At 67.7% G+C, this 21,118-nt stretch carries 18 protein-coding genes; 6 read left to right on the forward strand and 12 right to left on the reverse strand.

Annotated features, from left to right (window positions below):
- Positions 1–10: 10 nt before the first annotated feature.
- The 8 genes from VD997_13810 to VD997_13845 form a co-directional block, all read right to left on the reverse strand.
- Complete coding sequence (locus VD997_13810; protein HYE63067.1) at positions 11–583, reverse strand: hypothetical protein; 573 nt, start codon at positions 581–583, stop codon at positions 11–13.
- Between the two features lie 523 nt (positions 584–1,106).
- The gene (locus tag VD997_13815; protein ID HYE63068.1) at positions 1,107–1,358 is read right to left on the reverse strand and encodes an antitoxin family protein; all 252 of its coding nucleotides are present in this window, start codon (positions 1,356–1,358) and stop codon (positions 1,107–1,109) included.
- 35 nt (positions 1,359–1,393) lie between these two features.
- Complete coding sequence (locus tag VD997_13820) at positions 1,394–3,010, reverse strand: GH3 auxin-responsive promoter family protein (protein ID HYE63069.1); 1,617 nt, start codon at positions 3,008–3,010, stop codon at positions 1,394–1,396.
- A 15-nt stretch (positions 3,011–3,025) separates the two neighbouring features.
- A complete protein-coding gene (locus VD997_13825; GenBank protein ID HYE63070.1) occupies positions 3,026–3,847 on the reverse strand; it encodes an alpha/beta hydrolase in 822 nt (273 codons plus the stop codon).
- Between the two features lie 134 nt (positions 3,848–3,981).
- Complete coding sequence (locus VD997_13830) at positions 3,982–4,734, reverse strand: ABC transporter ATP-binding protein (protein ID HYE63071.1); 753 nt, start codon at positions 4,732–4,734, stop codon at positions 3,982–3,984.
- 20 nt (positions 4,735–4,754) lie between these two features.
- Complete coding sequence (locus tag VD997_13835; protein HYE63072.1) at positions 4,755–6,290, reverse strand: FtsX-like permease family protein; 1,536 nt, start codon at positions 6,288–6,290, stop codon at positions 4,755–4,757.
- 75 nt (positions 6,291–6,365) lie between these two features.
- Positions 6,366–7,421 (reverse strand): membrane dipeptidase, encoded by a 1,056-nt coding sequence (locus VD997_13840; GenBank protein HYE63073.1) that lies wholly within the window; start codon positions 7,419–7,421, stop codon positions 6,366–6,368.
- Positions 7,418–8,461, reverse strand: a complete 1,044-nt coding sequence (locus VD997_13845) for a putative sulfate exporter family transporter (GenBank protein HYE63074.1) — start codon at positions 8,459–8,461, stop codon at positions 7,418–7,420. Before VD997_13845 ends, VD997_13840 begins: the two co-directional genes overlap by 4 nt.
- Before the next feature lie 19 nt (positions 8,462–8,480).
- Here VD997_13845 and VD997_13850 point away from each other — a divergent pair, with 19 nt between their 5' ends.
- Positions 8,481–9,746, forward strand: a complete 1,266-nt coding sequence (locus VD997_13850; protein HYE63075.1) for an aminotransferase class V-fold PLP-dependent enzyme — start codon at positions 8,481–8,483, stop codon at positions 9,744–9,746.
- Positions 9,747–9,827: 81 nt separating this feature from the next.
- Here the strand turns inward: VD997_13850 and VD997_13855 are convergent, their stop codons facing one another.
- Positions 9,828–10,979, reverse strand: coding sequence for a hypothetical protein (locus tag VD997_13855; protein ID HYE63076.1), 1,152 nt, complete (start codon positions 10,977–10,979; stop codon positions 9,828–9,830).
- A 113-nt stretch (positions 10,980–11,092) separates the two neighbouring features.
- On the opposite strand from VD997_13855, the gene VD997_13860 reads away from it, so the two are divergent.
- Positions 11,093–11,671 carry a cysteine dioxygenase family protein gene (locus tag VD997_13860; protein HYE63077.1) on the forward strand — a complete coding sequence of 193 codons (579 nt, stop codon included), beginning with the start codon at positions 11,093–11,095 and terminating at the stop codon, positions 11,669–11,671.
- A 60-nt stretch (positions 11,672–11,731) separates the two neighbouring features.
- On the opposite strand, the gene VD997_13865 is transcribed toward VD997_13860, so the two are convergent.
- Positions 11,732–12,535, reverse strand: coding sequence for a hypothetical protein (locus tag VD997_13865; GenBank protein HYE63078.1), 804 nt, complete (start codon positions 12,533–12,535; stop codon positions 11,732–11,734).
- Between the two features lie 171 nt (positions 12,536–12,706).
- The gene (locus VD997_13870; GenBank protein ID HYE63079.1) at positions 12,707–13,690 is read right to left on the reverse strand and encodes a ChaN family lipoprotein; all 984 of its coding nucleotides are present in this window, start codon (positions 13,688–13,690) and stop codon (positions 12,707–12,709) included.
- 357 nt (positions 13,691–14,047) lie between these two features.
- Between VD997_13870 and VD997_13875 the strand changes: the two genes are divergently transcribed.
- The 4 genes from VD997_13875 (at position 14,048) to VD997_13890 (ending at position 20,076) form a co-directional block, all read left to right on the forward strand.
- On the forward strand, positions 14,048–15,349 hold the full coding sequence (locus VD997_13875) for an aminotransferase class V-fold PLP-dependent enzyme (GenBank protein ID HYE63080.1): 1,302 nt from the start codon (positions 14,048–14,050) through the stop codon (positions 15,347–15,349).
- Positions 15,350–15,981: 632 nt separating this feature from the next.
- On the forward strand, positions 15,982–17,883 hold the full coding sequence (locus VD997_13880) for a hypothetical protein (protein ID HYE63081.1): 1,902 nt from the start codon (positions 15,982–15,984) through the stop codon (positions 17,881–17,883).
- Positions 17,883–18,386: an NfeD family protein gene (locus tag VD997_13885; protein ID HYE63082.1), complete on the forward strand. Its 504-nt coding sequence runs from the start codon at positions 17,883–17,885 to the stop codon at positions 18,384–18,386. Before VD997_13880 ends, VD997_13885 begins: the two co-directional genes overlap by 1 nt.
- 160 nt (positions 18,387–18,546) lie before the next feature.
- Positions 18,547–20,076 carry a hypothetical protein gene (locus VD997_13890; protein ID HYE63083.1) on the forward strand — a complete coding sequence of 510 codons (1,530 nt, stop codon included), beginning with the start codon at positions 18,547–18,549 and terminating at the stop codon, positions 20,074–20,076.
- A 94-nt stretch (positions 20,077–20,170) separates the two neighbouring features.
- Here the strand turns inward: VD997_13890 and VD997_13895 are convergent, their stop codons facing one another.
- On the reverse strand, positions 20,171–21,097 hold the full coding sequence (locus VD997_13895; GenBank protein HYE63084.1) for a DUF3800 domain-containing protein: 927 nt from the start codon (positions 21,095–21,097) through the stop codon (positions 20,171–20,173).
- Positions 21,098–21,118: the final 21 nt, after the last annotated feature.

Genomic DNA, 21,118 nt, shown 5'->3' on the forward strand with positions numbered 1-21,118 from the left:
TCAGTTGGCCTCAGGCCGCCCGCCCGCGCTCCGCGTGCACTGTCGACGGCGCTTTGCCGAACGCGTCGTCCGCCTCCACGCCAAACTCCTGCGCGATCGCCTTCATCATCGCCATGTGGTGCACGGCGTGGTGCGTCGCGAACGCCAGCTCCCGCCCCAGCGTGCTGGCCAGCTCCACCTCCGCCCCATCCCCGTCGATCATCACCCGCACCCGCACCGGCCGGCACAGCCCCTCGCTGGCCGCGCCCGCGAGCCGGATCCGCAGCTCGTCGATCGCGTCCAGCGCCAGGTGCTTGTCGTTCTCGATCGGCGTGTTCCGCCGCCGGTGGTCGTAGTCGATCACGTCCTCGCTGTCGGGGTCGGGCCCGATCATCCCCACCACGGCGAGAGCCGCGTGGAAGTGGTCGAGCGTGTGGCGGAGGTGCTTGCCGAAGGTGCCGCCGCGGATCGCCCGCGACTCGGCCCCGAACACCCCCTCGGGCATCGCGCGGATCAACCCCTCGCACTGGTCCAGCACGCCCCCCGCGCTCGACACCAGCTGCTCACACACACCCTCTTCGAAGCCGTCGCGGCTGCCGTGCATACAGAGTTTCCCCGCCGCGCGTCGCCGACGCGCGTCCCTCCACGCACGGAGATGATGAGCGGCGTGGGCGAGGGGGCGGGTGAGTACGGCCTGAATCGCGACCGATCGTGCGGTCGCAGGCGTCTATGGGCCGAACGGGTTGATGATCTTCACGCCCTCGATGACTGGAGCGCTCTGAATATCTTCAGAGTAAAGAACCTTCACACCGGCGTCGCTGCACGCGGCGATCAACGCGGCATCCCAGTAAGAAACCTGATACCGAAGGTGTATCTCAAGTGCCCTGGCCAGTACGGCAGGTCGAGGGATCGTCAGGGGAAACTGTCCGTGAACAGACCTGACGGCATCCTCAAGCTTGCCCCGCAGCCTTCCCTGCCGAGCATACTTGATTGCTGTAGCCGTGAACTCTGACGCCACTTACCACAGCAGCAAGGTTTGGGTTGGGTCCAAGGACTCGATGAGCGCCGTCGCCTCCGCTCGGCGTGCCGGATCATCGGTGCTGATCGAGTAAACAAAGATGTTTGTGTCAACCGCGTTCATGCATCTCGTCACGGGTCAGCGGACGTCCCCCGAGGTCGAGGATTCCCTTCTCGGCGAAGGACTTCCACAACTCGCGCGCTCTCCGAGCCTCTTCAGGGTCGGGGTAGACGATGGTGGGTCCACCACCTTCCTCATGCACAGTCAGCCGCACCCGCGCCCGATTAGGCAGCGACACCGGCTCCTCGGGCCGGAACACGCCACCGTCGTACGTCGCCTCAATATCAAACTCGCGGTCCATCCGGTCATCCTATCAGCTCGATACCGGCACCGGAACTACACCCCCGCCACTATCCGCACCTGCTCGATCAGCTCCCGCGAGTTCGCGCACCGCGGGCACTTGTGCTGCCCGCCCAGCTTGCCGCGGCTCTCCAGCCACCGATGAAAGGTCCCTGCCGCCACCGGCGTGATCGTCGGCTCCACCATTCCCAGGCCATCCGTCCGCTTGGTCGTGTAGTCCACGTTCTGCCGCTTAAGACTTTCGTCGAACGCTGTGCCGAACGCGCCCACGGCCGCCGCGGGCAGCCCCTCCACCAGCAGCTCCAGCCCCGCCCGCCGACCCTCGCCCGGGTACACCGGCGCCGCCGTGAACTCCCCCACCACCACCCCCGCCGCCCGCGCGGCCTCCGCCACCGCGTTCTCGATGTGCTCCACGATCAGGTTCTCGCCGAACGCGTTGATGAAGTGCCGGTGCCGCCCCACGATCCGCATCCTGCACGGCCCATCACCGCCCCCCCCGCCCGCGCTCGGCAGCCGGTCGGGAACCGTGTCGAACTCCACCACATCCCCCAGCACGTACCGCCACAGCCCCGCGCACGTGCTCATCACCACCACGTACCGCTGCCCCTTCTCCACCGCCTCGCACGTGAAGGCCGGCGGGTCGGGCTCATTGATCGCCTCCAGCGGCACGAACTCGAAGAAGTTGAACTGGTCCGCGTTCAACCGCAGCCCAGGGTCGCCGCGCGTGTCCTGGATCGCGACAAACCCCTCGCTCGCCGGGTAGAGCTCCAGCCGGTACGGGATGTCCGCCCCATCGGGCGCGCCCGAGTAGATCTGCCGCATGCGCGGATCGAACGGCGCGTACTTCACCCCGCCGTGCACGAACACGCTGAAGTTGGGCCACACATCGCGGATGGTCGACACCTTCCGCCCCTGCTCGCGGGCCATCTGCATCACCCGCTCCATCAGCACCAGCCCCCACGAGCACATGCCGCTGACCATCCGCACGTCCTCAGAGAGGCACCGCTTGGCCATCGCCTCGATCTTGCTGGGCCAGTGGCTCATCAGCGCGATCTGCGGCCCCGGCAGGTAGATCTCGCTCAGCGGCCACTTGATCAGCGGCGTCACGATCCCCGAGAGGTCGCCCGTGCGCACGCCCTTCTCGTTCGTGGACAGGTCCGTCGACCCGCCCAGGAACAGGCTCTTGCCCGCCAGCATCGACGGCATCGACACCCCGAACCGCATCAGGTTGGCGAAGATGTCCAGCGACGCGAGGAAGTTGCTCCTCAGCATCTTCTCGCTCACAGGGATGAACTTGTCCCCCGCGGTCGTCCCGCTGGTCTGCGCGAAGTCTCTCACCAGCCCCGGCCACAAGACGTCCGGCTCCCCGCCCTCGCGCATCCGCGCGATGTGCTCGCGGAACGCGTACCAGTCCTGCACCGGCACTTCCTTGCGGTACGCCGCCACCAGCTCCGGCGTGTCCAGCTCCAGCAGCTTGCCGAAGCCGTGCAGTCTGCCGAACACCGTGTTCTTCGCCTCGCGCAGCAGGTTCCGCAGCTGCGCCACCTGGATGCCGGCGGAGTTGCGCTGCCAGTGGCGGGTGTTGCTCAGCAGCTTGGCGCGCCGCCGCAGCCCCACGCTCAGGCCGGCCCCGACGATGGACGTCCATGCCATCTTCTGATGTCCCTGTTAGACGCTCGCTCGCCGATCAAGCTCGGCCACGAAGCTGCGGAGCGCCTCGCTGAAGTCCACCGGGCACTCGAGCATCGGCGCGTGCCCGCACTTGTCGAACCACACCACGCGGGTGTCGCGGATCTTGGCCGCGAACTCGTGGCACGCTTCCGGCGGCGTCACCACGTCCTGCTTGCCCCAGATGATCAGCGTCGGGGCCTTGATCGTGTGGATCTGGTCCCCCAGGTGGTTGTGGCGCGCCGACTTCGAAAGCTTCACCATCGCCCGCGCGTGCCCACGCTGCGTCAGCTCGGTGTACGCCCGGTCCACGTCGCCCGGGTCCATCTTGGAGCGGTCGTAGAACAGCTCGCCGATCTTCTCCTGCAGCCACTCGCGGCTGGGCCGCACCGGCGCCCCCTTCACCATCGTCTTTTCGATCAGCCCGCTGGCCCCCGCCAGCACCAGGCCGCGCACCAGGTCCGGCCGCTCGATGGCGATCCGCAGGGCCACGTGCCCGCCGAAGGAGTTGCCCACCAGCGTCGCCGGCTCGCGCACGTGCTGTTCGAGGAACTTGATCGTCAGCGCCACCGCGCCGTGGATCGAGCAGTCGTCGCCCGTCAGCCCCAGCAGCGGCAGCTCCAGCAGGATGCACCGCGCACCGCCCTTCAGGCGCTCGACGACGTCCTCCCAGTGATCATTCAGCCCCACCAGCCCGTGCAGGAACACGATCGGGTGACCCGTCCCGGTATCCCCCACCTCCACGGGCACGGGCACACCGGCCAGACCGGTCAGGGTGATGGCGCTGGGGATGCTCATGGGCTTGGTCGCGGCGGTGGTCACGGGTGAGCTCAAACTCCGGAGGGGATGGTACCAAAACCGCGCCCGCGGGTCCCACCTGAGGAGGGCCCCCGATCAGGGCCAGTGCGGACAAGGGGTTAGCGTGGCGGTTAGCAACTGCATCCCCCGCCAAGGTTTTATCCCTGCACCACCCGCCCGTCCATGAGGCGGATGACCCTGTCGGCCCGCTTGGCCGTCTCTTCGTCGTGCGTCACCACCACCATCGTCTGGTGCCGCTGCCGCCGGATCTCCATCAGCATGTCCAGGATCTTGCCGCCCGTGACATGATCCAGGTTGCCCGTCGGCTCGTCCGCCAGCAGCAGGCGCGGCTTGTTGATCAACGCCCGCGCGATCGCCACCCGCTGCCGCTCGCCCCCCGAAAGCTCCGCCGGCCGGTGCCGCAGCCGATGGCCCAGACCCACGGTGTTCAGCAGCTCCTCCGCGTCTTTCCGCAGGGAGCCCGCCCGCGCCATGTACCCCAGCCGCCCGTAGCGGATCATCGGCCCCAGCAGCACGTTCTCCACCACCGTCAGCTCGGGCAGCAGGTGGTAGAACTGGAACACGAAGCCGACATCCTGATTGCGGTACTTGTCCAACTCTCCCGACGACATCTCGTGCAGCGCCCGCCCGTCGTACTCGATGGTCCCCTGCAGCGGCCGGTCGGGGCGGTCAAGCCCGCCCAGCAGGTGCAGCAGCGTCGACTTGCCCGAGCCCGAGGCCCCCAGGATCGCCACGAACTCGCCCGTGTGGATCGCCAGGGACACGCCGCGCAGCACCGGCACGTCGATCCGCCCGAGGTGGTAGGTCTTGACCAGATTCTCCACTCGCATCAGCGGCGCGCCGCCCCGCAGTGGGCTTGAAGAGTCGGTCATGGTCGCGGTCGTCGTCACTCGCTCATCCTTGCTCGAAGCTACTCAAACCGCAGCGCCCGCACCGGGTGCAGCAGCGCGGCCCTCGTTGCCGGCACCACCGCCCCCACGCCGCTCGCCAGGATGAACCCGATCACCACAATGGCCGCGTGCGTGGGGTCGATCTTGTTGGGGATCGTCGTGAAGTAGTACACGCGTGGGTCCCAGATCTGGATGTCAAGGGCCCGCCCCATCCACTCGTGGATGGGGTTGATGTTGTGCACGATAAGGAACGCCGTGAGCCCGCCGAGCAGCCCGCCCACGACGCCGATCACCAGCCCGTATCGGATCCACACCCACGCCACGCCCAACTTCGACGCGCCCATTGCCCGCAGGATGCCGATGTCCTTGGTCTTCTCCGCCACCATCGACCAGAAGATCGCCAGGATCAGCACCACCGCCACCGCCGAGATCATGCAGAACAGGAACATCACCAGCGCGGTCTCCTTCTCTACCGCGCCGATGAACATAGCGTTCTGCTCGCGCCAGGTGCGGATCTCCGGGTCGGGCGGCACCTGCCCGCGGTGCGTCGCCTCAAACTCCGCGTAGACCTGCTGCACCCTCTTCTTCAGTTCGCTCGCATCGCTCTCCGCGCCCTTGCCCTTGACCAGCACGTGCGTGACACGCCCCGGCACCTGCAGAGCCTCTGCCTGCTCGCCCGTCGCGAACGTCTCTTCACCACTCAGGGGTGGCGGCTCCGCTGACGTGTACGGCTGCATCCGAAGCATCCGCTGCAGCACGTCCAGACGCACGAAAACGGTCTTGTTGTCGGCCTCGTACAGGCCCGACTGGAACTCGTTCGCGACCGGCAGCACCGCCGTCGCGGTCTCCACGCCCTTGCCCGTTGGGTCGGTTGGAAGCACGTTGATCGTCACCCGCCCGTTTGCGGGCATGAAGATCATCTCGTTGCGGATCTTTCCGTCCGGCGTGCGGATCAGCGGCTTGTAGGGCGTATAGAAGCCCCCGATCTCACGCTTATTGAACTTGGTCACCTCGATCCCAAGCACGGCCGCCGCTTCGTCAACACCTGTCTCTGGGTTCGGCCGCTTCAAGTGCAGGCCGTTCTCGAAGACATCCTCCCACCCCTTACCGAGCATGGTCGTGTGCAGCCGCTCGTCCAGCTTCAGCTTGTCCTTGGGCAGCGGTTTGTCGAGCGGCTTCCACCACAGGATGTCAGCGTACTCCGTCACCCGCGCGAAGCTCGGACCATCAATGCCGCGCACCATGATCCACTCGGTCCGCCCCCCGGGCAGGTTGATCATGCCCGGCGTCTCGATCATCGGCGCCGCGGCCGCCACCAGCGGGTCGGCCTCCAGCCGCTTGATCAGGTCCTCGTAATGCCGGAACCCGGTCGTCGGCCACATCACCGTCACGTCGCCCGTGAGCGTGCGGCCGGTCCCGATGAGCATGTTCAGGAACCCGCCCATCACCGACCAGGTGACCAGCACCATCGTGGTGCACAGCATCACCGCCACCGCCGCGAGCAGCGGCATGATCTTGCTGAACAGATACCGGCGTGTCAGGAGAGCTTGGTACATCTCGGGCGTTCAGTCCTTTGTCCGACCGGGTGACTCTACGGCCTCATCCTTAAGAGAAGTTCGGACCCGAAGCGTTCACGGGATTCCCCAGAACCGCGCCCAGTTGCCCCAGGCAAACGCCTGAATGTCGGCGTCGGACCAGCCGCGCCGGGCCAGCTCCTCGGCGAGCCTGACGAGGTCGCGCGGTAAGTCGATGCCCTCGGGCAACTTGGCGGCGCTGAACCCCCCGTCCATGTCGCTGCCCAGCCCGACGTTGGACCGGCCCCCGGCCATCATGCACACGTGCTCCACATGGTCGACGGCTTCGGAGATGGTCGCCCGCCGGTCGCGCCGCCCGCCGCGGATCAGGAAGGGTGAATAAAGGTTCAGGCCGATCATGCCGCCGCGCTGCACCACGGCCCTGATCTGGGCGTCGGTGAGGTGCCGCTGCGTCGGCCCCTGTCCATCCTCATCGATCAACGCGCGGCAGTTGCTGTGGCTCGCCATCACCGACCCGCGGGCGAGGTCCATCAACTCGGCGAACGCGCGGTCCGACAGGTGCGACACGTCGTGCGTCACGTCGAGGCGGTCCATCTCCGCGATCAGGGCCCGCCCGATATCGGTGAGCCCCTCCTGCTGCGTGTTGCCCCCCGCGTACCGCGAGCCCTTCGCCCACGCGAGCCCCACCGCGACCACGCCCTGCTCCACCCACCACGACAGCTCGTCCGGATCGCTGATCGGGTCCGCGCCCTCGACGAGGATGCCGATGTCAGGCGACTTGATCGCACTGGGTACCCCGCCGCTCCGCGGCGGTCTTTGTGAACCGCCCGACAACAGCAGCTCCACCTGCCCACCCTGCTCCCAAGCCTGATACACCTCGATCTGCCGGAGCCCCGCGCGGTGCGCGCACTCCGCGTCCTTGTACCCCGCCGCGTGCTCCGCCCCGAGCTCGGTGAACACCGTCCCCAGGCACGCAGTGACTCCCCCATCGCGCAGCGACGGCAGCGTCACGCACCCCGGCAGGTCCGGCCCACCCGCGCTCGCCGGATCTGCGAGCATGTCACGCCCGAGCACGGCGAGGTACGCGAGGTCGAGGTGCGCATCAAACCACTTGGGTACCCCGCCGCTCCGCGGCGGCTCTTGCTTGCTCATTGCGTCGCCCTCACCGCCCACAGGCTTACCGCCGACACGATCACCCACAGCGCCGCGGCCTGCACAAGGGCCCGCCACCCCACCGTCTTCAGCGCCTTCACGCTCAGCCCCGCTCCGATGAGGAACAGCGCGAGCTGGAAGCCGTGCCCCGCCACCACGCCGATCGTCTTCTCGTGATCGGCGACCTCTGGCACGAAGGTCCGCACCGCGCTCGCCGCCAGGAACCCGATGATGAACCACGGGAAGGGCGCCTTCGTCCCGGGAACGCCCGCCGCGGCCTGCGACCGCGCGATCAACGCCCGCGCCCCCAGCGCAATGGGCGTAATCCAAATCACCCGCGTCAGCTTGACAATCATGGCGGTGTCCGCCGCGGCCCCGCCGCCGTCGCTGCCCACGTACGCCTTGCCGGCGCCGGCGACCGACGCGATGTCGTGCAGCGAGATGCCCGCCCACGCGCCGAACTGCTGATCGGTCAGGCCGAAGTGGTGCCCCACCGCGGGCAGCACGAACAGCCCCACCGCGTTGAGCACGAAGATGGCCGCGGTCGACACCGCCATCGCTGAGCTGCTCGCGCCGATCGACGACCCCACGGCCGCGATGGCCGAGCCGCCGCAGATGGCGGTGCCAGAGGACACCAGCAGCGACACCTCGCGCCCGGTGCTCAGGAGCCGCCCCAGCAGCAGGCCGACCGCGAGCGTGCCAAACACGGTGGCGATGGCCAGCAGCCCTCCGTGCGTCAGCTCCGCCCACATGTCGCGCAGGTCCAGCCGCAGGCCGAGCAGCACGACGCAGACCTGGATGAGCACGCGCGACAGCTTTTTGCTCTGGCCCTCGAAGGCCGTGAGCCCCGCGAGGGCGAGCACGATGCCGGCGATCAGCGCCGCCTGCGGCGACATGACCTCGCCCACGCGCGAGAGCGGCTCGGGCAGCAGCCGCCAGGGCGTGACAACCGCCGCGGCGGCGCCGATGAACAGCACCTTCCGCCAGAGCGGAACGGGCAGCGGTGCGGGCTTCGCGGGCTGTGTCGGGGCAATGCTCACGGGCCGCTACTCTAAGCGTGTGAGCACCACCAGCACGCCCACCACCACGCCCATCCGTTCGCTCCCCCGCCCATCTGCGTTCGCCGAGCATTGGGCCCACGACCCGTCGATCGTGTTCCTCAACCACGGCAGCTTCGGCGGCACGCCGCGGGCGGTGATGGCGGCGCAGACCGCGTACCGCGAGCGGCTGGAGCGGGAGCCGGTGGACTTTTTCGTCAACCAGCATTGGGGGCTGATGGACGACTCGCGCCGGGCGCTGGGCGGGTTCGTGCACGCCCGCTGGGACTGCATCGCGCCCGTGTACAACGCCACGATCGGCGTCGCGACGGCCCTCCACAACCTCCACCTGATGCCGGGCGACGAGGTGCTCACCAACACGCACGAGTACCCCGCGTGCCAGAACAACCTGCGGGCCATCGCCGCGAAGGCCGGGGCGAAGGTTGTTGTCGCCGAGATCCCGTTCCCGATCTCCAGCCCGGGGCAGGCGCTGGACGCGATCCTGTCGCGCGTGACGGACAAGACCAAGGCGGTGCTGGTGTCGCACGTGACCAGCCCGACGGGGCTGGTGCTGCCGGTGGAGCCGCTCGTCGAGGAGCTCAACCGGCGCGGCATCGCGTCGATCGTCGACGGGGCGCACGCGCCGGGCATGGTGGCGGCCCTCAACCTCCAGCGCATGAACCCAACGTGCTACACGGCGAATCTGCACAAGTGGGTGTGCTCGCCCAAGGGCTCGGCGTTCCTGTACGTGCGGCCCGAGCTGCGCGACGACGTGCGGCCGGTGATCCTGAGCAACAACGCCGAGAAGCCGCGGCCGGGGCGGGCGCAGTTCCTGACCGAGTTCGACTACGTGGGCACCAGCGATTACACGATGTTCTACGCGGTCAAGGACGCGATTGGCCTCATGTCCTCCCTTCTGCCGGGCGGGTTCGCGGAGGTGATGCGGCGGAACCGGGAGCTGGTGCTCAAGGGGCGCGAGGTCCTGTGCCGCGCGGTGGGGATGGAGCCGCCGGCGCCGGACTCGATGATCGGGTCGATCTGCACGCTGGTGCTGCCGTTGTTCGACGCCGCCCGCATGGAGCGGCTGAGGCAGCGGCCGAGCAGGTACCACGACGCGCTGCAGGATGCGCTGCTGGAGAAGCACCGCATCCAGGTGCCGGTGTGGGGGCTGGCGGGCAAGCCCGAGCGGTTCATCAGGATCTCGGCGCAGCTGTACAACTCGGTGGAGCAGTACGAGTACCTCGCGGCGGCGCTGAAGGAAGAGCTTGCGCTTGAGGCACGGATCTGAAGGGAGCAGTTCTTAACGCGAAGATCGCGAAGAGATGCACGAAGGCGCGAAGGGGGAGTTTGATGGGGCTTTGAGCCACAACTACTTCCGCTGGTACTCGACTTTGCCGGGGATCGTGCGTGCGAGGGTGTCGTTGTTGAGGGTTTTGAGTGACTCTGCATCGTCGCGCAGGTGGGCGTTGAGGAAGGTGAGCACGGCGGCGTTGGTGGCGGCGCCCACGTCTGATGCGGGGGTGGGCTTGTCGTCGGCCTTGTTGAGGCGGTCGCCGGCGCCGGGCTTGCCCTGGTAGGCGCCGTGGGTCGCGCCCTCGATGTAGAGGAGGTACGCCGGTGGGCCGCCGTTGGTGGTGCCGCGTGACTTCTCGAAGGGGTGGCGGCGGGTGGCGGGGGTTTCGTTGCCCATGCCTTCGGGCGAGCCGTCGAGCGAGCCGCTGAAGACGAGCAGCGGGACTTTGACCGCGTCCCAGGAGGACTCGGCGAGCGCGAGGGAGGCGGTGCCCTGGCCGGAGATGATCACCGCGGCCTTGAAACGGTCATCGCCGATGCTGATGAGGCCTTGGCCGGTTTTGCCGACGGACACGCCACGGACTTTGACCCCGGCGCAGAGCTGGGCGGTGAACGCGCCGGCGGAGTGGCCAGCGACGGCGACCTTCTGCATGTCAACCGTGAAGGGGGTGCCACCGGCTTTCTCGACGAGGGCGGAGATGTCCGCGGCCTTGTCGAGGATGAGCGTGCAGTCGGCGACGCGCTCGCTCAGCTTGACGCTGTTGCGCAGCTTGCGGCGGCCCTCGGTGGTGGCGAGCTCGCGGGCGGTGGGGCCGTCGGCGGCCCGCTTCTGGCGGGCGAGGGCAAGGGAGTCGGAGTGAGTTGGGGAGATGCAGATGTAACCGTGGGAGGTGAGGAGGTCCTGGAGGTCGCCGAAGGCGTCGCGCGAGCCGCCGGCGCCGTGGCTGAAGACCAGGAGGGGCCAGCCGGATTGCGGCGGCTTCTCGCCTTCGTTCAGCTTGGGTGTGCGGACTCGGAGCTGGAGGTCCTTGGCGCGGGCCTCGACGCGAAGGGTGACGTCGGTGGTAGTGACCTTGAAGGCGCCCCTGGAGACGGCGAAGCGTTCCTGCTGAGGACCCGGCCTTTCCGAGATGGGCGCGGATGCTTCGCGCGATTGCGCGAGAGCGGGAATGCTGACGCTCGCGCCAGCGATGATGAACATTCCGAATAGCCGAGCACGGGTCACCATTGGATCCTCCAGTCCGGGTCTAACGGGCGATCGGGATAGGGGATTGCACTCCCGTCTCGGAGAGACGGGATACCCCAAGGGGCGTGATACACTTTGGGGTAGAGGAGGCCGCGATGTCCGCCACATCCCCCACTGCTCCCAGCAAGGATGCGTGTAAAGCCACGTCGGTGTGCGAGAAGCTGCGGCCCATCATCGCGTACCTCGATTCGCTGAGCGGGCGGGCGGACCTGAAGGTGCTGGAGGGGATGCTCCAGAAGCTGGATATCACGATCGAGGACATTCGGTCCAACTGCATCTTCGGCGAGCGGGGCTACAAGCGGAACACGATCTCGCGGTCGGAGTGGTATGAGCTGCTGGCGCTGTGCTGGCACAGCGGGGACCGCACGCCGATCCATGACCATCAGGGCGTGAGCTGCGCGTTCAAGGTGGTGCACGGGACAGGGACGGAGATCCGGTTCCGGCCGACGCCGAGCGGGCTGATCTGTCCGGCGGCGACGATCGAGATGCGGCCGGGGTACATCTGCTCGGCGGATGACGCGGACATCCATGAAGTGGCGAACTTCCAGGGGCCGGGGCAGGACCTGGTGACGCTGCACATCTACTCGCCGCCGATCAAGAAGATGAACGTGTACAGCTTCACGTGCCCGGCGCCGCAGGAGTGTGCGGATGCTTATAAGGACACGCCGTGCTGATGAGCGCGGGTGTTTGGGGTTGAAGAGAGGCATCGGGGCACGGGCATCCAGGCATCGAGTTCAGGGAGGGGCGTGGGGTGGGTGTGCGCGCGGAGCGCCGGCGGTGGTGATGAGGGTGTGGGCGGGGCGGGGGGAGCGGTAGGTCGGATAGGTCAGCGAGGTCGGATTGGTCGGCGAGGTCGGATTGGTCGGCGTGGGGATGGGGTGGGGCGTGTGCGCGTGATTGAGTGGAACCTGCACCGCTTCGGGGTGCGTGGTGATCTCGGGCCGCTGCCCGTGGGCGACGCTCCTCGGGGACTCGTCGCTTTGCACGCGGCTATCGGCTGGGCGGTCTGCGGGTTGGGGCGGCGCAGTTAGACCGCTCGCGCGATCGGCTCTTTCCAGGTCCTGCACCCCTTCTGAGTGCGGCGTGCTTTCTGCCCATGATCCGTGGGCGGCGCTCCTCGAAGACTCGTCGCCTCGCGCGCGGCTTGTGGCCAGGCGCTCTGCGGGTTGGGGTCGCGGAGTTCGATCGCTCGCGCGATCGGCTCTTTTTTGGCGTAGAGGAACCAGCAGCGTGGTGGCGGCGCGGCGGCGGTTGGTGGGGTTGGGGTCGGTGGTGCAGACGTGCTCGAGGGTTTCGACGGCGGTGAAGCGGGCGCGGGCGTGGCGGAGGGAGTGGGCGAGGGCGTGGGCGCGGCGGAGCTGGTCGAAGGCGTCGCGGATGTGGGGCTGCTCGATCCAGGCGAGGACGTCGAGGGTGGAGAGGTGCGGGTCGTTGATGGCGTGGGCGAGGGCGTCGCGGGAGAGGCCGTGGGAGAGGAAGGCGTCGAAGAGTGCGGCTTCTTCGGAGGGGGAGAAAGGGGATGGGGCCGCCTGGATCATGGCGGGAATGTACGGGATTTGGGAGGGTGTGTCGAGGGGATTTGTTGGGATTTGTTTGGGTTTGCTGGAAGAGGTTGGGGGGGCGGGGGTTGCGCGCGGGGGAGGGTGCGAGTAGGTCTCATAGGTCCTCTAGGTCAGATAGGTCGGATAGGGGGAGTGGTGGCGCGCTGACTACTTGGGTGACATGGCCGAGCCGACGTAGACGACGAAGGTGGCGCGGTGGCGGTCGGACTGGAGGAGTTGGTCGGCGTGGTCGTCGATGGTGGTGATGATGACGATTTTGGCGTCGGGCTTGAGGTGCGCGAGGGCCTGGACGAGGCCGCCGTGGTGGTCGACGTGGAAGCGGCCGACGACGAGGGCGACGGGGCGGTGGCCTTCGTCAAGGGCGCGGGCGACAGAGTCGGCCATGGTCCAGTCCCAGACCGATTGGGAGAGGAACATGGACTCCGCGCGGGCGAGGGCCTCGGCGTCTGGCGGGGTGGGTTCCGTGGCGGGGTCAGTAGCGGGGTCGGTCGCGGCGTCTGGTCCGAGCGGCTGGCCGGTCATGAGCTTGATGAAGTCGTCGCGGTAGCGGCCGTCGGGGAGCGAGTCGGGAATGCGGACCAGGGGCGCGAGCGAGGGCGGGAGTGAGCGGAGGCGGTCGAGGCCCTGGAGGCGGGCGAGGCGGACGAGGGGGCGGGGGGCGTTGGCGGCGATGACGGGGCGGCCGGCGTCCTTGGTGGCCTCGAGCATGGCGCGGTGCTCGGGCGGGTAGTTGCTCGCGGTGCGCTGGGTGCGTTTGCGGAAGGTGGGCTCGTCGACGAGGCCGAGGAGGTACTCGTCGACGCGGGGCTGCTCGTCGCGCTCGAAGAACTCGAACGCGAGCGCGGCCTTGGGGGAGTCGGCGAGGGTGTCGGTCCAGAGGGCGGCGGCGAAGGGGAGGCCGATGGGGTGGCCGTGGTTCTCGCCGAGGAGGATGAAGTCGGCGTCGCGGCAGGCGGTGACGAGGTCGGACCAGGAGGCGGGGTCGCCGGTGGAGGCGTTGAAGATGGGGAGGGACCTGGGGTCGGTGATTGGGTGCGCGGGTTGGGAGAGAGGTCGGCGGGCGGGCTTGCTGCTGGCACAAGCGGCGAGGAGGGTGGACACCACAAGGAGCAGGCTGGTCAACAGGCGCATCGCGCGAGTCTACCGATGGTGCGAGGGGGCGACTTAGGGGGGCGCTGAGCAAGGGCACTGATTGCTGCGGGTTGGGTTCGGGCGGGAGGTGAGGTCTGTTTGCGCGGTAATCAGTGGCACCCGATGCCACCCTGTTGGAAAGCCGCCGCGGAGCGGCGGGGTACCCAAGGCGAAGAGCCGCCGCGGAGCGGCGGGGTATCCAAGGCGTCGGGGACAGGCTGTCGGGTGGGCCGTCGGGCGGGTGGGGATGGGTAGGCTCGGGCGGTGTTGGTTGGTGCGTGCGAACTTGCGGGGCGGGTGCCTTGCAGGGGGGTCCAAACTGCGCCGAAGCTGGCCTGAGTGCCGATAGGTTTGCCGATGTCCACCGCTGTCGAAGCCGCCCCCACTACCCAGGTCCGAACCATGCCGATCACCGAAGCGGGCACCGTCCCGGCCGCGATTCCGTTTCCTGCGGGTCACTCGAAGGACCTGTGGTCGATCGACCCGTCGCTGACGTTCCTGAACCACGGGAGCTATGGGGCGGTGCCGAAGGCCGCGGCGAAGGCGCAGGCGGCGCTGCGGGAGCGGGTAGAGCGCGACCCGGTGCGGTTCTACAAGAGCGACCTCGAGGGGCTGCTGGACGAGATGCGGCAGAAGCTGGGGGCGTTCCTCAACTGCCGCGCGGCGGACATCGCCCCCTGCGCGAACGCGACGTACGCCCTGTGCCACATCCTGTACGCGACGCCGCTGAAGGCGGGCGACGAGGTGCTGATCACGGACCATGAGTACTCGTCGCTGACGAACGAGCTGGAGCGGATCTGCGCGAAGACGGGGGCGAAGGTCGTGAAGGCCGCGGTTCCGTTCCCGATCCAGAGCCCCGAGCAAGTGGCGGAGGCGTTCCTGTCGTGCGTGACGAACCGCACGCGGATCGCGTTCATCAGCCATATCACGAGCGGGTCGTCGCTGGTGTTCCCGGTGGCCCCGATTGTCAAGGAGTTCAACGCCCGCGGGATCGACATCGTGGTGGATGGGGCGCACTCGCCGGGGCACATCCCGGTGGACATCGCGGCCCTCAAGCCCACGTACTTCGTGACCAGCGGGCACAAGTGGCTGTGCGGGCCGAAGGGGACGGGGTTTGTGTACGTGCGGCCGGACAAGCAGGCGACGTTCCGGCCGGTGTGCCTGTCGAGCCGTGCGAACAAGGTGCGGCCGGAGCGGGCGCTGTTCCTGCGGGACTTTGATTACCAGGGGACGGACGACTACTCGTGCAACCTGACGGTGCCGCACTCGATCGCGGCCGTGGGGTCGATGCTGCCGGGCGGGTGGCCGGCGGTGATGCGGCACAACCACGAGCTGGTGATGGCGGGGCGGAAGGTGGTGTGCGACCTGCTGGGGATGACCCCGCCGGCGCCCGAGAGCATGATCGGGAGCATGGCGACGCTGCTGATCCCCGAGCCGGCGGCGGAGCTGCTGACGCGTCCGACGTGCTACGACGATGCCCTGCAGGACGAGCTGTACAACAACCACCGGATTGTCGTGCCCATCTGGCGGCTGAACGACAACCGGCGGGTGGTGCGGATTTCGGCGCACTTGTACAACACGCTGGACCAGTACGAGAAGCTGGGGCACGCCCTGGCGGAGGAGCTGGCGCGGGAGCAGCGGTGGAAGGCGACGGGTTGAGGCACTTTACGAAACCGGTTCTCTCGACCGCCCGCGCGAGCGGGCGGTTCTGTTTCAGCAGCCGCCTTTGCGGAAGATCGACATCACGCAGGCCCCGCCCACCAACCCAGCCAGCGCGAGGACGAGCACTGAAGCGAGCAGGACCCCGAGCACCCGGCCTGCTCCCGTCCGTCGCGGGGCCGCACGGCGGGTGTTCCAAAGCAACGCTCCCACGGTCCCCAACACACTGGCCACAGCGACAGCCGTGGGCGTTCCGAGCATGAAGAGCCCGAGCTGCGCCCACCCGTCGCTCGCACGCGCCATTGAGACCCACAGGAGGGTCAGGAGCAGGCCTCCGAGCCCAAGCGGAAAGCCCAGTGCGGTCCAGAAAGCCCGCGCGCGTGACATCGAATGGCCAACAGGAAACGAGATGTGCCCGCATTCGGGGCACTCAACCCCGCCCGCACGGTCGAGCGGGAGTCCTTCGGCGCTGTAACTGCAGTGAGCGCAGTGCAGCCCGGCCCCGCACCTTGGCCCAGCTTGTGACACTTCTTGGGTCACGCACCCTCCCGCGTGGGCCGGTCCCACGACTAAACCCCGATTCAGCCCACGCCGCGCGAATCCGGGGCGGCCGTTGTCCAATATACTTGGTTGTGCACACACACCCGGGTTTCCAGCTTGTGCCGAACACCCGCCGCCCGCTGAACCGACTGGCGAGGGTTGTGGGCGGCCTGATTGCACTGATGCTCGCGATGCTGCCGGCGGCGGCGGGGTTCCCCCAGGGGGAGAAGGCTGCTCAGCCCGGGGCTGCGGGTGTCGGGCCTGGCGTGTCGGCGATCCGGCAGGCCAAGAACGTCGCCATCATCACGATCCACGGGGACATCGACCCGAGGCGTGTGATGGCGGTGAGCGTGCAGCGGCGGATCAAGCAGGCCGCGGACGCGGGGGCGGACGCGATCGTGTTCGACATCCACACGAACGGCGGCGAGGTGAGCTCGGTGCTGGAGATCTGCGAGGCGATCAAGGCGTCGCCGGTGCAGAACACGATCGGGTGGGTGAACACGCGGGCGATCTCGGGCGGGGCGCTGATCGCGCTGGCGTGCCGCGAGCTGGTGACGAATGACCCGGGCGTGATCGGCGACGCGATGCCGGTGATGATCGATCCATCGGGGAACTTCCGCGGGGGCGTGCAGGGGGATGCGCTGCGGAAGATCCTGCCGCCGCTGGTGGCATCGCTGATCGACTCGGCGAGGCGGTACAACCGCACGTTTGGCGGGTACATCCGCGATGAGTACCTGCTGCAGGCGATCGTGGCGAACGACGTCGAGCTGTGGTGGGTGAAGAACAAGGAGACCGGTCAGGAGATGGCGATCGACCGGGCGGAGTTCGCGATGCTGTTCCCGGACCAGGCGCCGTCGGGGCCGGCACGGCTGGCGGGCGGGGCGTCGCAGGGCATGACTCCGCGGACGCCGGGGTCGAGCCCCGGGAGCGCGACGGAGGGTGTGCCGCAAGGGTCGGAGCAGCTGGCGGAGGCGGCGAAGTCGACGTCGCACCAGATGGGTGCTTCGCCGGACCGGCCCAAGCTGAGCGCGGCGGATGCAGGGAAGTGGGAGAACTTGGGGCGGATCACGGACGGGACGGTCGCGGCGATCTTCAACCCCGATGACCTGCTGTACTTCAACCTGGCGGCCAATCCGACGACGAGCAAGGGCGGGCGCGAGGAGCTGGTGCCGATCCGGACCGAGGGGGACATCAAGAAGTTCCTGGGGGCCGACAACATCATCCGCTACGACATCACGTGGTCGGAGAAGATGGTCGAGTTCCTGAACAACCCGTGGGTGCGCGGCATCCTGATCGTGCTGTTCCTGGTGTCGCTGTTCATCGAGATGAGCCACCCGGGGGTGATCCTGCCGGGGATCGTGGCGCTGATGTCGCTGATTGCGCTGCTGGCGCCGCCGTTCATCATCGGGATGGCGCACTGGTGGGAGATCGCGGCGATTTTCGCGGGGCTGATCCTGCTGGGGATCGAGGCGTTCGTGGTGCCGGGGTTCGGCGTGACGGGGTTCCTGGGGATTGTGCTGCTATTTGGGGGGCTGGTGGCGACCTTCGTGCCGGGCGGCAACGTGTTCCCGGATACGCCCCAGGGCAAGAGCGACATGCTCAAGGGGCTGACGACGCTGGTGCTGGCGCTGTTTACGGCGGGCGCGGCGATCTGGGGGATTGCGCGCCACTTCGGGTCGTTGCCGATGCTGAACCGGCTGGTGCTGAAGAACACGCCGCCGGACGAGGGCGCGGACGAAATGATCGCGGCGATGGATATGGGCCTTGGGCATGACCTGCGGCCGGGCGACACGGGCGTAACGCTGACGCCGATGCGGCCGGCGGGGCGCGTGCAGGTGAAGGACCGCGTGGTGGACGCGGTGGCGGACCTGGGCTTCCTGGATGCGGGGATGCCGATCCGTGTCACGAGCGTTACGGGCATGCGGATTGGGATTGAGGCCGCGCCGCCGGGGCCTGCTTCACAAGCTACACGACCTGGGGGAGCGGAGGCGTAATGGAGTCTTTGCTGATCTGGGGCGTGGTGCTGATCGCGGCGGGGCTGCTGCTGATTTTCGCCGAGCTGTTCCTGCCGACGGGCGGGCTGCTGGGGGTGATCGCGGCGGGGTGCGCGCTGGCGGGCGTCGTGTGCATGTTCCAGGTGAGCACGATGTGGGGTGCGGTGTCGCTGCTGGTGGTGGCGGTGCTGGCGCCGATGACGATCGCGTTTGCGCTGAAGATCTGGCCGAGCACGCCGATGGGGCGGCGGATATTGGGCGTGCCTGACGAAGAGGAGCTCGAGCGGCAGCGGGCGGCGCAGGAGGAGCAGCGGAAGCTGCGCGAGGCGATCATCGGGACGGAGGGGAAGGTGCTGGTGGACCTGCGGCCGATCGGGGTGGTTGAGGTCGGGGGCAAGAAGTATGACGCGATGAGCGAGATCGCGTTCTGCCCGGCGGGCTCGCGGATCAAGGTGACGGGGATTGGGTCGGGGGATGAGCTGCGGGTGCGGCCGGTGGTGTGAGGGGTTCCCGCCGGCGGGGGGCCTGAACAGGGGCGGGAGAACGGGGTTTCCTATTGTTTGGCGGCCGTGTTTGGCTTCTGGTCCGTGCGGGGCATGGACCGGGGCCGCGTGCGCGGCGTACTGAGGTCACCGCGCTGGTGGCGCGTCCGGAGCCCTGTGCATGCGTGGTTTTCGTGTGGTGTTGCTGACGCTGGTGTGCGGCGCGATGGTGGGCGTTGGCGGGTGCGGTGCGCTGGGGCTGAGCGGGCGGAGCGAGCCGCGGGAGTTCCGCATGGGGCCGGCGAAGATGTCGCCGGCGGAGGTGCAGGCGGAGCTGATGGCGTACGTGGACACGTTCCAGGGGACGATGTCGCAGTCGTACAGCACGGCGGTGCAGGGCGTGCAGGACGCGGTCACTGCGGGGGGCGTGGGGAACTGGAAGCCGACGCAGGACGATGTAGCGCGGGCGCGACGGTCGTCGGTGGAGTCGCGGATTGCGATCATGTCGTCGCTGATGAATATCGCGGCGAGCCCGAACCCGTACGTGGGCGTGGCGGACCTGGTAACAGCGATCACGCTGACGCGGATGGTGATGGAGGAGCCGCAGGCGGCGCGGACGTGGGGAGCAGAGGGGCAGAAGCGGCTGATCGAGGCGCTGAAGCAGCATGAAGAGCGGGCGTGGCGGATCGCGGCGAAGGTGTACACCGAGGAGCAGGTGCAGGAGCTGCGCACGCTGATCCACGAGTGGCGGAAGTCGAACCCTGAGGCGCGGTGGGTGGCGGGCGTGCGGCTGGAGGACTTCGCGAAGGACCGGCTGAACTCGATGACGAGCTCGAACAAGGGGACGAGCGTGCTGTCGCTGCTGGGGATCGACCCGCTGGCGGGGCTGGACCCGGCGGCGCGGGAGGTGGAGAAGTCGCGGATGCTGGCGGAGCGGATGTTCTACTACGCGAGCCGATCGCCCAACCTGATCAAGCTGCAGAGCGAGAGCCTGCTGAACAACGTGGTGCGGAACGCGGAGGTGAAGGACACGATCGATTCGATCGAGCGGATCAGCAAGGCGGCGGAGAACCTTTCGCTGGAGGCCGCGGCGTTGCCGGCGAACCTGGAGAAGGAGCGCGAGGAGACGCTGAAGCAGGCGTTCGAGCAGATACGGGCGGAGCGGCAGGCGACGATCGACCAGATCTTCGCAGGCCTCACCGAGCAGCGGCAGGCGGTGATCAGCGACCTGGACCAGCAGCAGGGCGGCTTGCAGACCACGGCCAAGGAGATCCGTACGACCATCGAGTCGGCGAAGGAGACAATCGACTCGGCCAAGGAGCTGACGGGGTCGGTGCAGGAGATCCTGCAGGAGGCGCGGTCGTTCTCGACGACGGTGGTGCCAACGCCCACGGGCGGCGTGCCGACGCTGAACGTGGCGGACAAGGCGGACCGCGACGTGCTGAAGGATTATGCGGTGGCGGTAGACAAGACGGGGGCGACGCTGGATCAGCTGGTGACCCTCACCGGTCGGCTGGAGAATCTGATCGCGTCGCCACAGATCGAGAAGCAGGTGGAGACGGTGCAGGAGGGCGTCGAGCGGGTGCAGGCGGGGACGAAGGACGTGATCGACCACGCGTTCTGGAAGCTGCTGATCCTGTCGGTGGTGGCGCCGGTGGTAGTTGGGGCGACGGTGGTCGTGGTGCGGCGTCTACAGCCCGTGAAGGCGTAACAAAGGTTGACTTGGAGTCATTCCGGGCCGATACTGGGTGTGGAGGTTCCGCCGAGGGGCTGCCATGGTGGCCCTGAGGGCATTACCTCCTTCTTCATTTTTGGTCGGAGCGCGATCCGTACGGATCAGGCACAAAGATGACACTCGCGGTCTCGTAGGTTTCGGTCCCACCTACTCCCGACCGATAACCAGTGCCTTTCCAGATCAACGGCTCCATCAGCCACACGAAGTCCCGTACTTCGGGCCTCACGGTGCCGTCCATTCGCTTCGTGCGATAACCCCAGTTAAGGCAGTAGATGCATAAGTCCGCGATCTGCACGCCATAGGCCATGTCAGATTCGACAAAAAGCGGGACCGGCACGACCCACTTCGTTCGCTGCTTACCAGTGACGGTCCCGCTGAAGTACAGGCCCATGCGACGCACGAACTCGCGGTCGGCCTGTTTATCGGTGCCGTCCATGACAATCAGCCCTGATTGACGCTGCTCCTCGAGGAAGTAGAAGTAGCGTTCGAGGAGGAAGACGAAGTCTTTTCTAGGCACATCGGTGCGGGCGTCTATCGGGCGCTTCATGCACGGGATCATGGATGCAAACAGCCGAACTTCGTGTCCGCGGAGGATGGCGATGAGGCCGTCAACCATGCGAATGCAGGCCTGCCCATACGCGGTGAACTCGTCGCGTCTGGGCGTTCGACCCTGGTTCTTTGAGTTCAGGAAGTTCAGCGCGTGCTTGCGACGCGCCGCGTCGTCAAGCATCGGCCCCTGTCGGCACCACTTGAACCGGTCCTTATCGAGCAGCTTGGCACCCTTGATCTCGGTGCCGTGCTCCTGGAGGTATGTACCGAAAACGGATTGCTCGAGCATCCGAACAGATTGGATGAGCGGCCACAGCTTGGATGCATGCACGGCAATTCCGCCCCGCACTTCGTAGGGCATGGTGCGGTGGTCGTGTCCACTCTCATCCAGGAACAGCCAGCTCAGTCCCGGTCTCCTGATTTGGCAGGCAACGGTCCACTCCGTCAAAACAGCAGAACGCGGTCAGAG

Source organism: Phycisphaerales bacterium (assembly GCA_035627955.1).
GTDB lineage: Bacteria > Planctomycetota > Phycisphaerae > Phycisphaerales > UBA1924 > JAEYTB01.

Bases quoted from the DNA above. Each gene is read 5' to 3' on its own strand.
- VD997_13860 (HYE63077.1), top strand. From the start codon at position 11,093: ATGTCCGCCACATCCCCCACTGCTCCCAGCAAGGATGCGTGTAAAGCC.
- VD997_13875 (HYE63080.1), top strand. From the start codon at position 14,048: ATGTCCACCGCTGTCGAAGCCGCCCCCACTACCCAGGTCCGAACCATG.
- VD997_13890 (HYE63083.1), top strand. From the start codon at position 18,547: ATGCGTGGTTTTCGTGTGGTGTTGCTGACGCTGGTGTGCGGCGCGATG.
- VD997_13810 (HYE63067.1), bottom strand. From the start codon at position 583: ATGCACGGCAGCCGCGACGGCTTCGAAGAGGGTGTGTGTGAGCAGCTG.
- VD997_13840 (HYE63073.1), bottom strand. From the start codon at position 7,421: ATGAGCAAGCAAGAGCCGCCGCGGAGCGGCGGGGTACCCAAGTGGTTT.
- VD997_13865 (HYE63078.1), bottom strand. From the start codon at position 12,535: ATGATCCAGGCGGCCCCATCCCCTTTCTCCCCCTCCGAAGAAGCCGCA.
- VD997_13820 (HYE63069.1), bottom strand. From the start codon at position 3,010: ATGGCATGGACGTCCATCGTCGGGGCCGGCCTGAGCGTGGGGCTGCGG.
- VD997_13815 (HYE63068.1), bottom strand. From the start codon at position 1,358: ATGGACCGCGAGTTTGATATTGAGGCGACGTACGACGGTGGCGTGTTC.
- VD997_13885 (HYE63082.1), top strand. From the start codon at position 17,883: ATGGAGTCTTTGCTGATCTGGGGCGTGGTGCTGATCGCGGCGGGGCTG.
- VD997_13855 (HYE63076.1), bottom strand. From the start codon at position 10,979: ATGGTGACCCGTGCTCGGCTATTCGGAATGTTCATCATCGCTGGCGCG.
- VD997_13835 (HYE63072.1), bottom strand. From the start codon at position 6,290: ATGTACCAAGCTCTCCTGACACGCCGGTATCTGTTCAGCAAGATCATG.
- VD997_13870 (HYE63079.1), bottom strand. From the start codon at position 13,690: ATGCGCCTGTTGACCAGCCTGCTCCTTGTGGTGTCCACCCTCCTCGCC.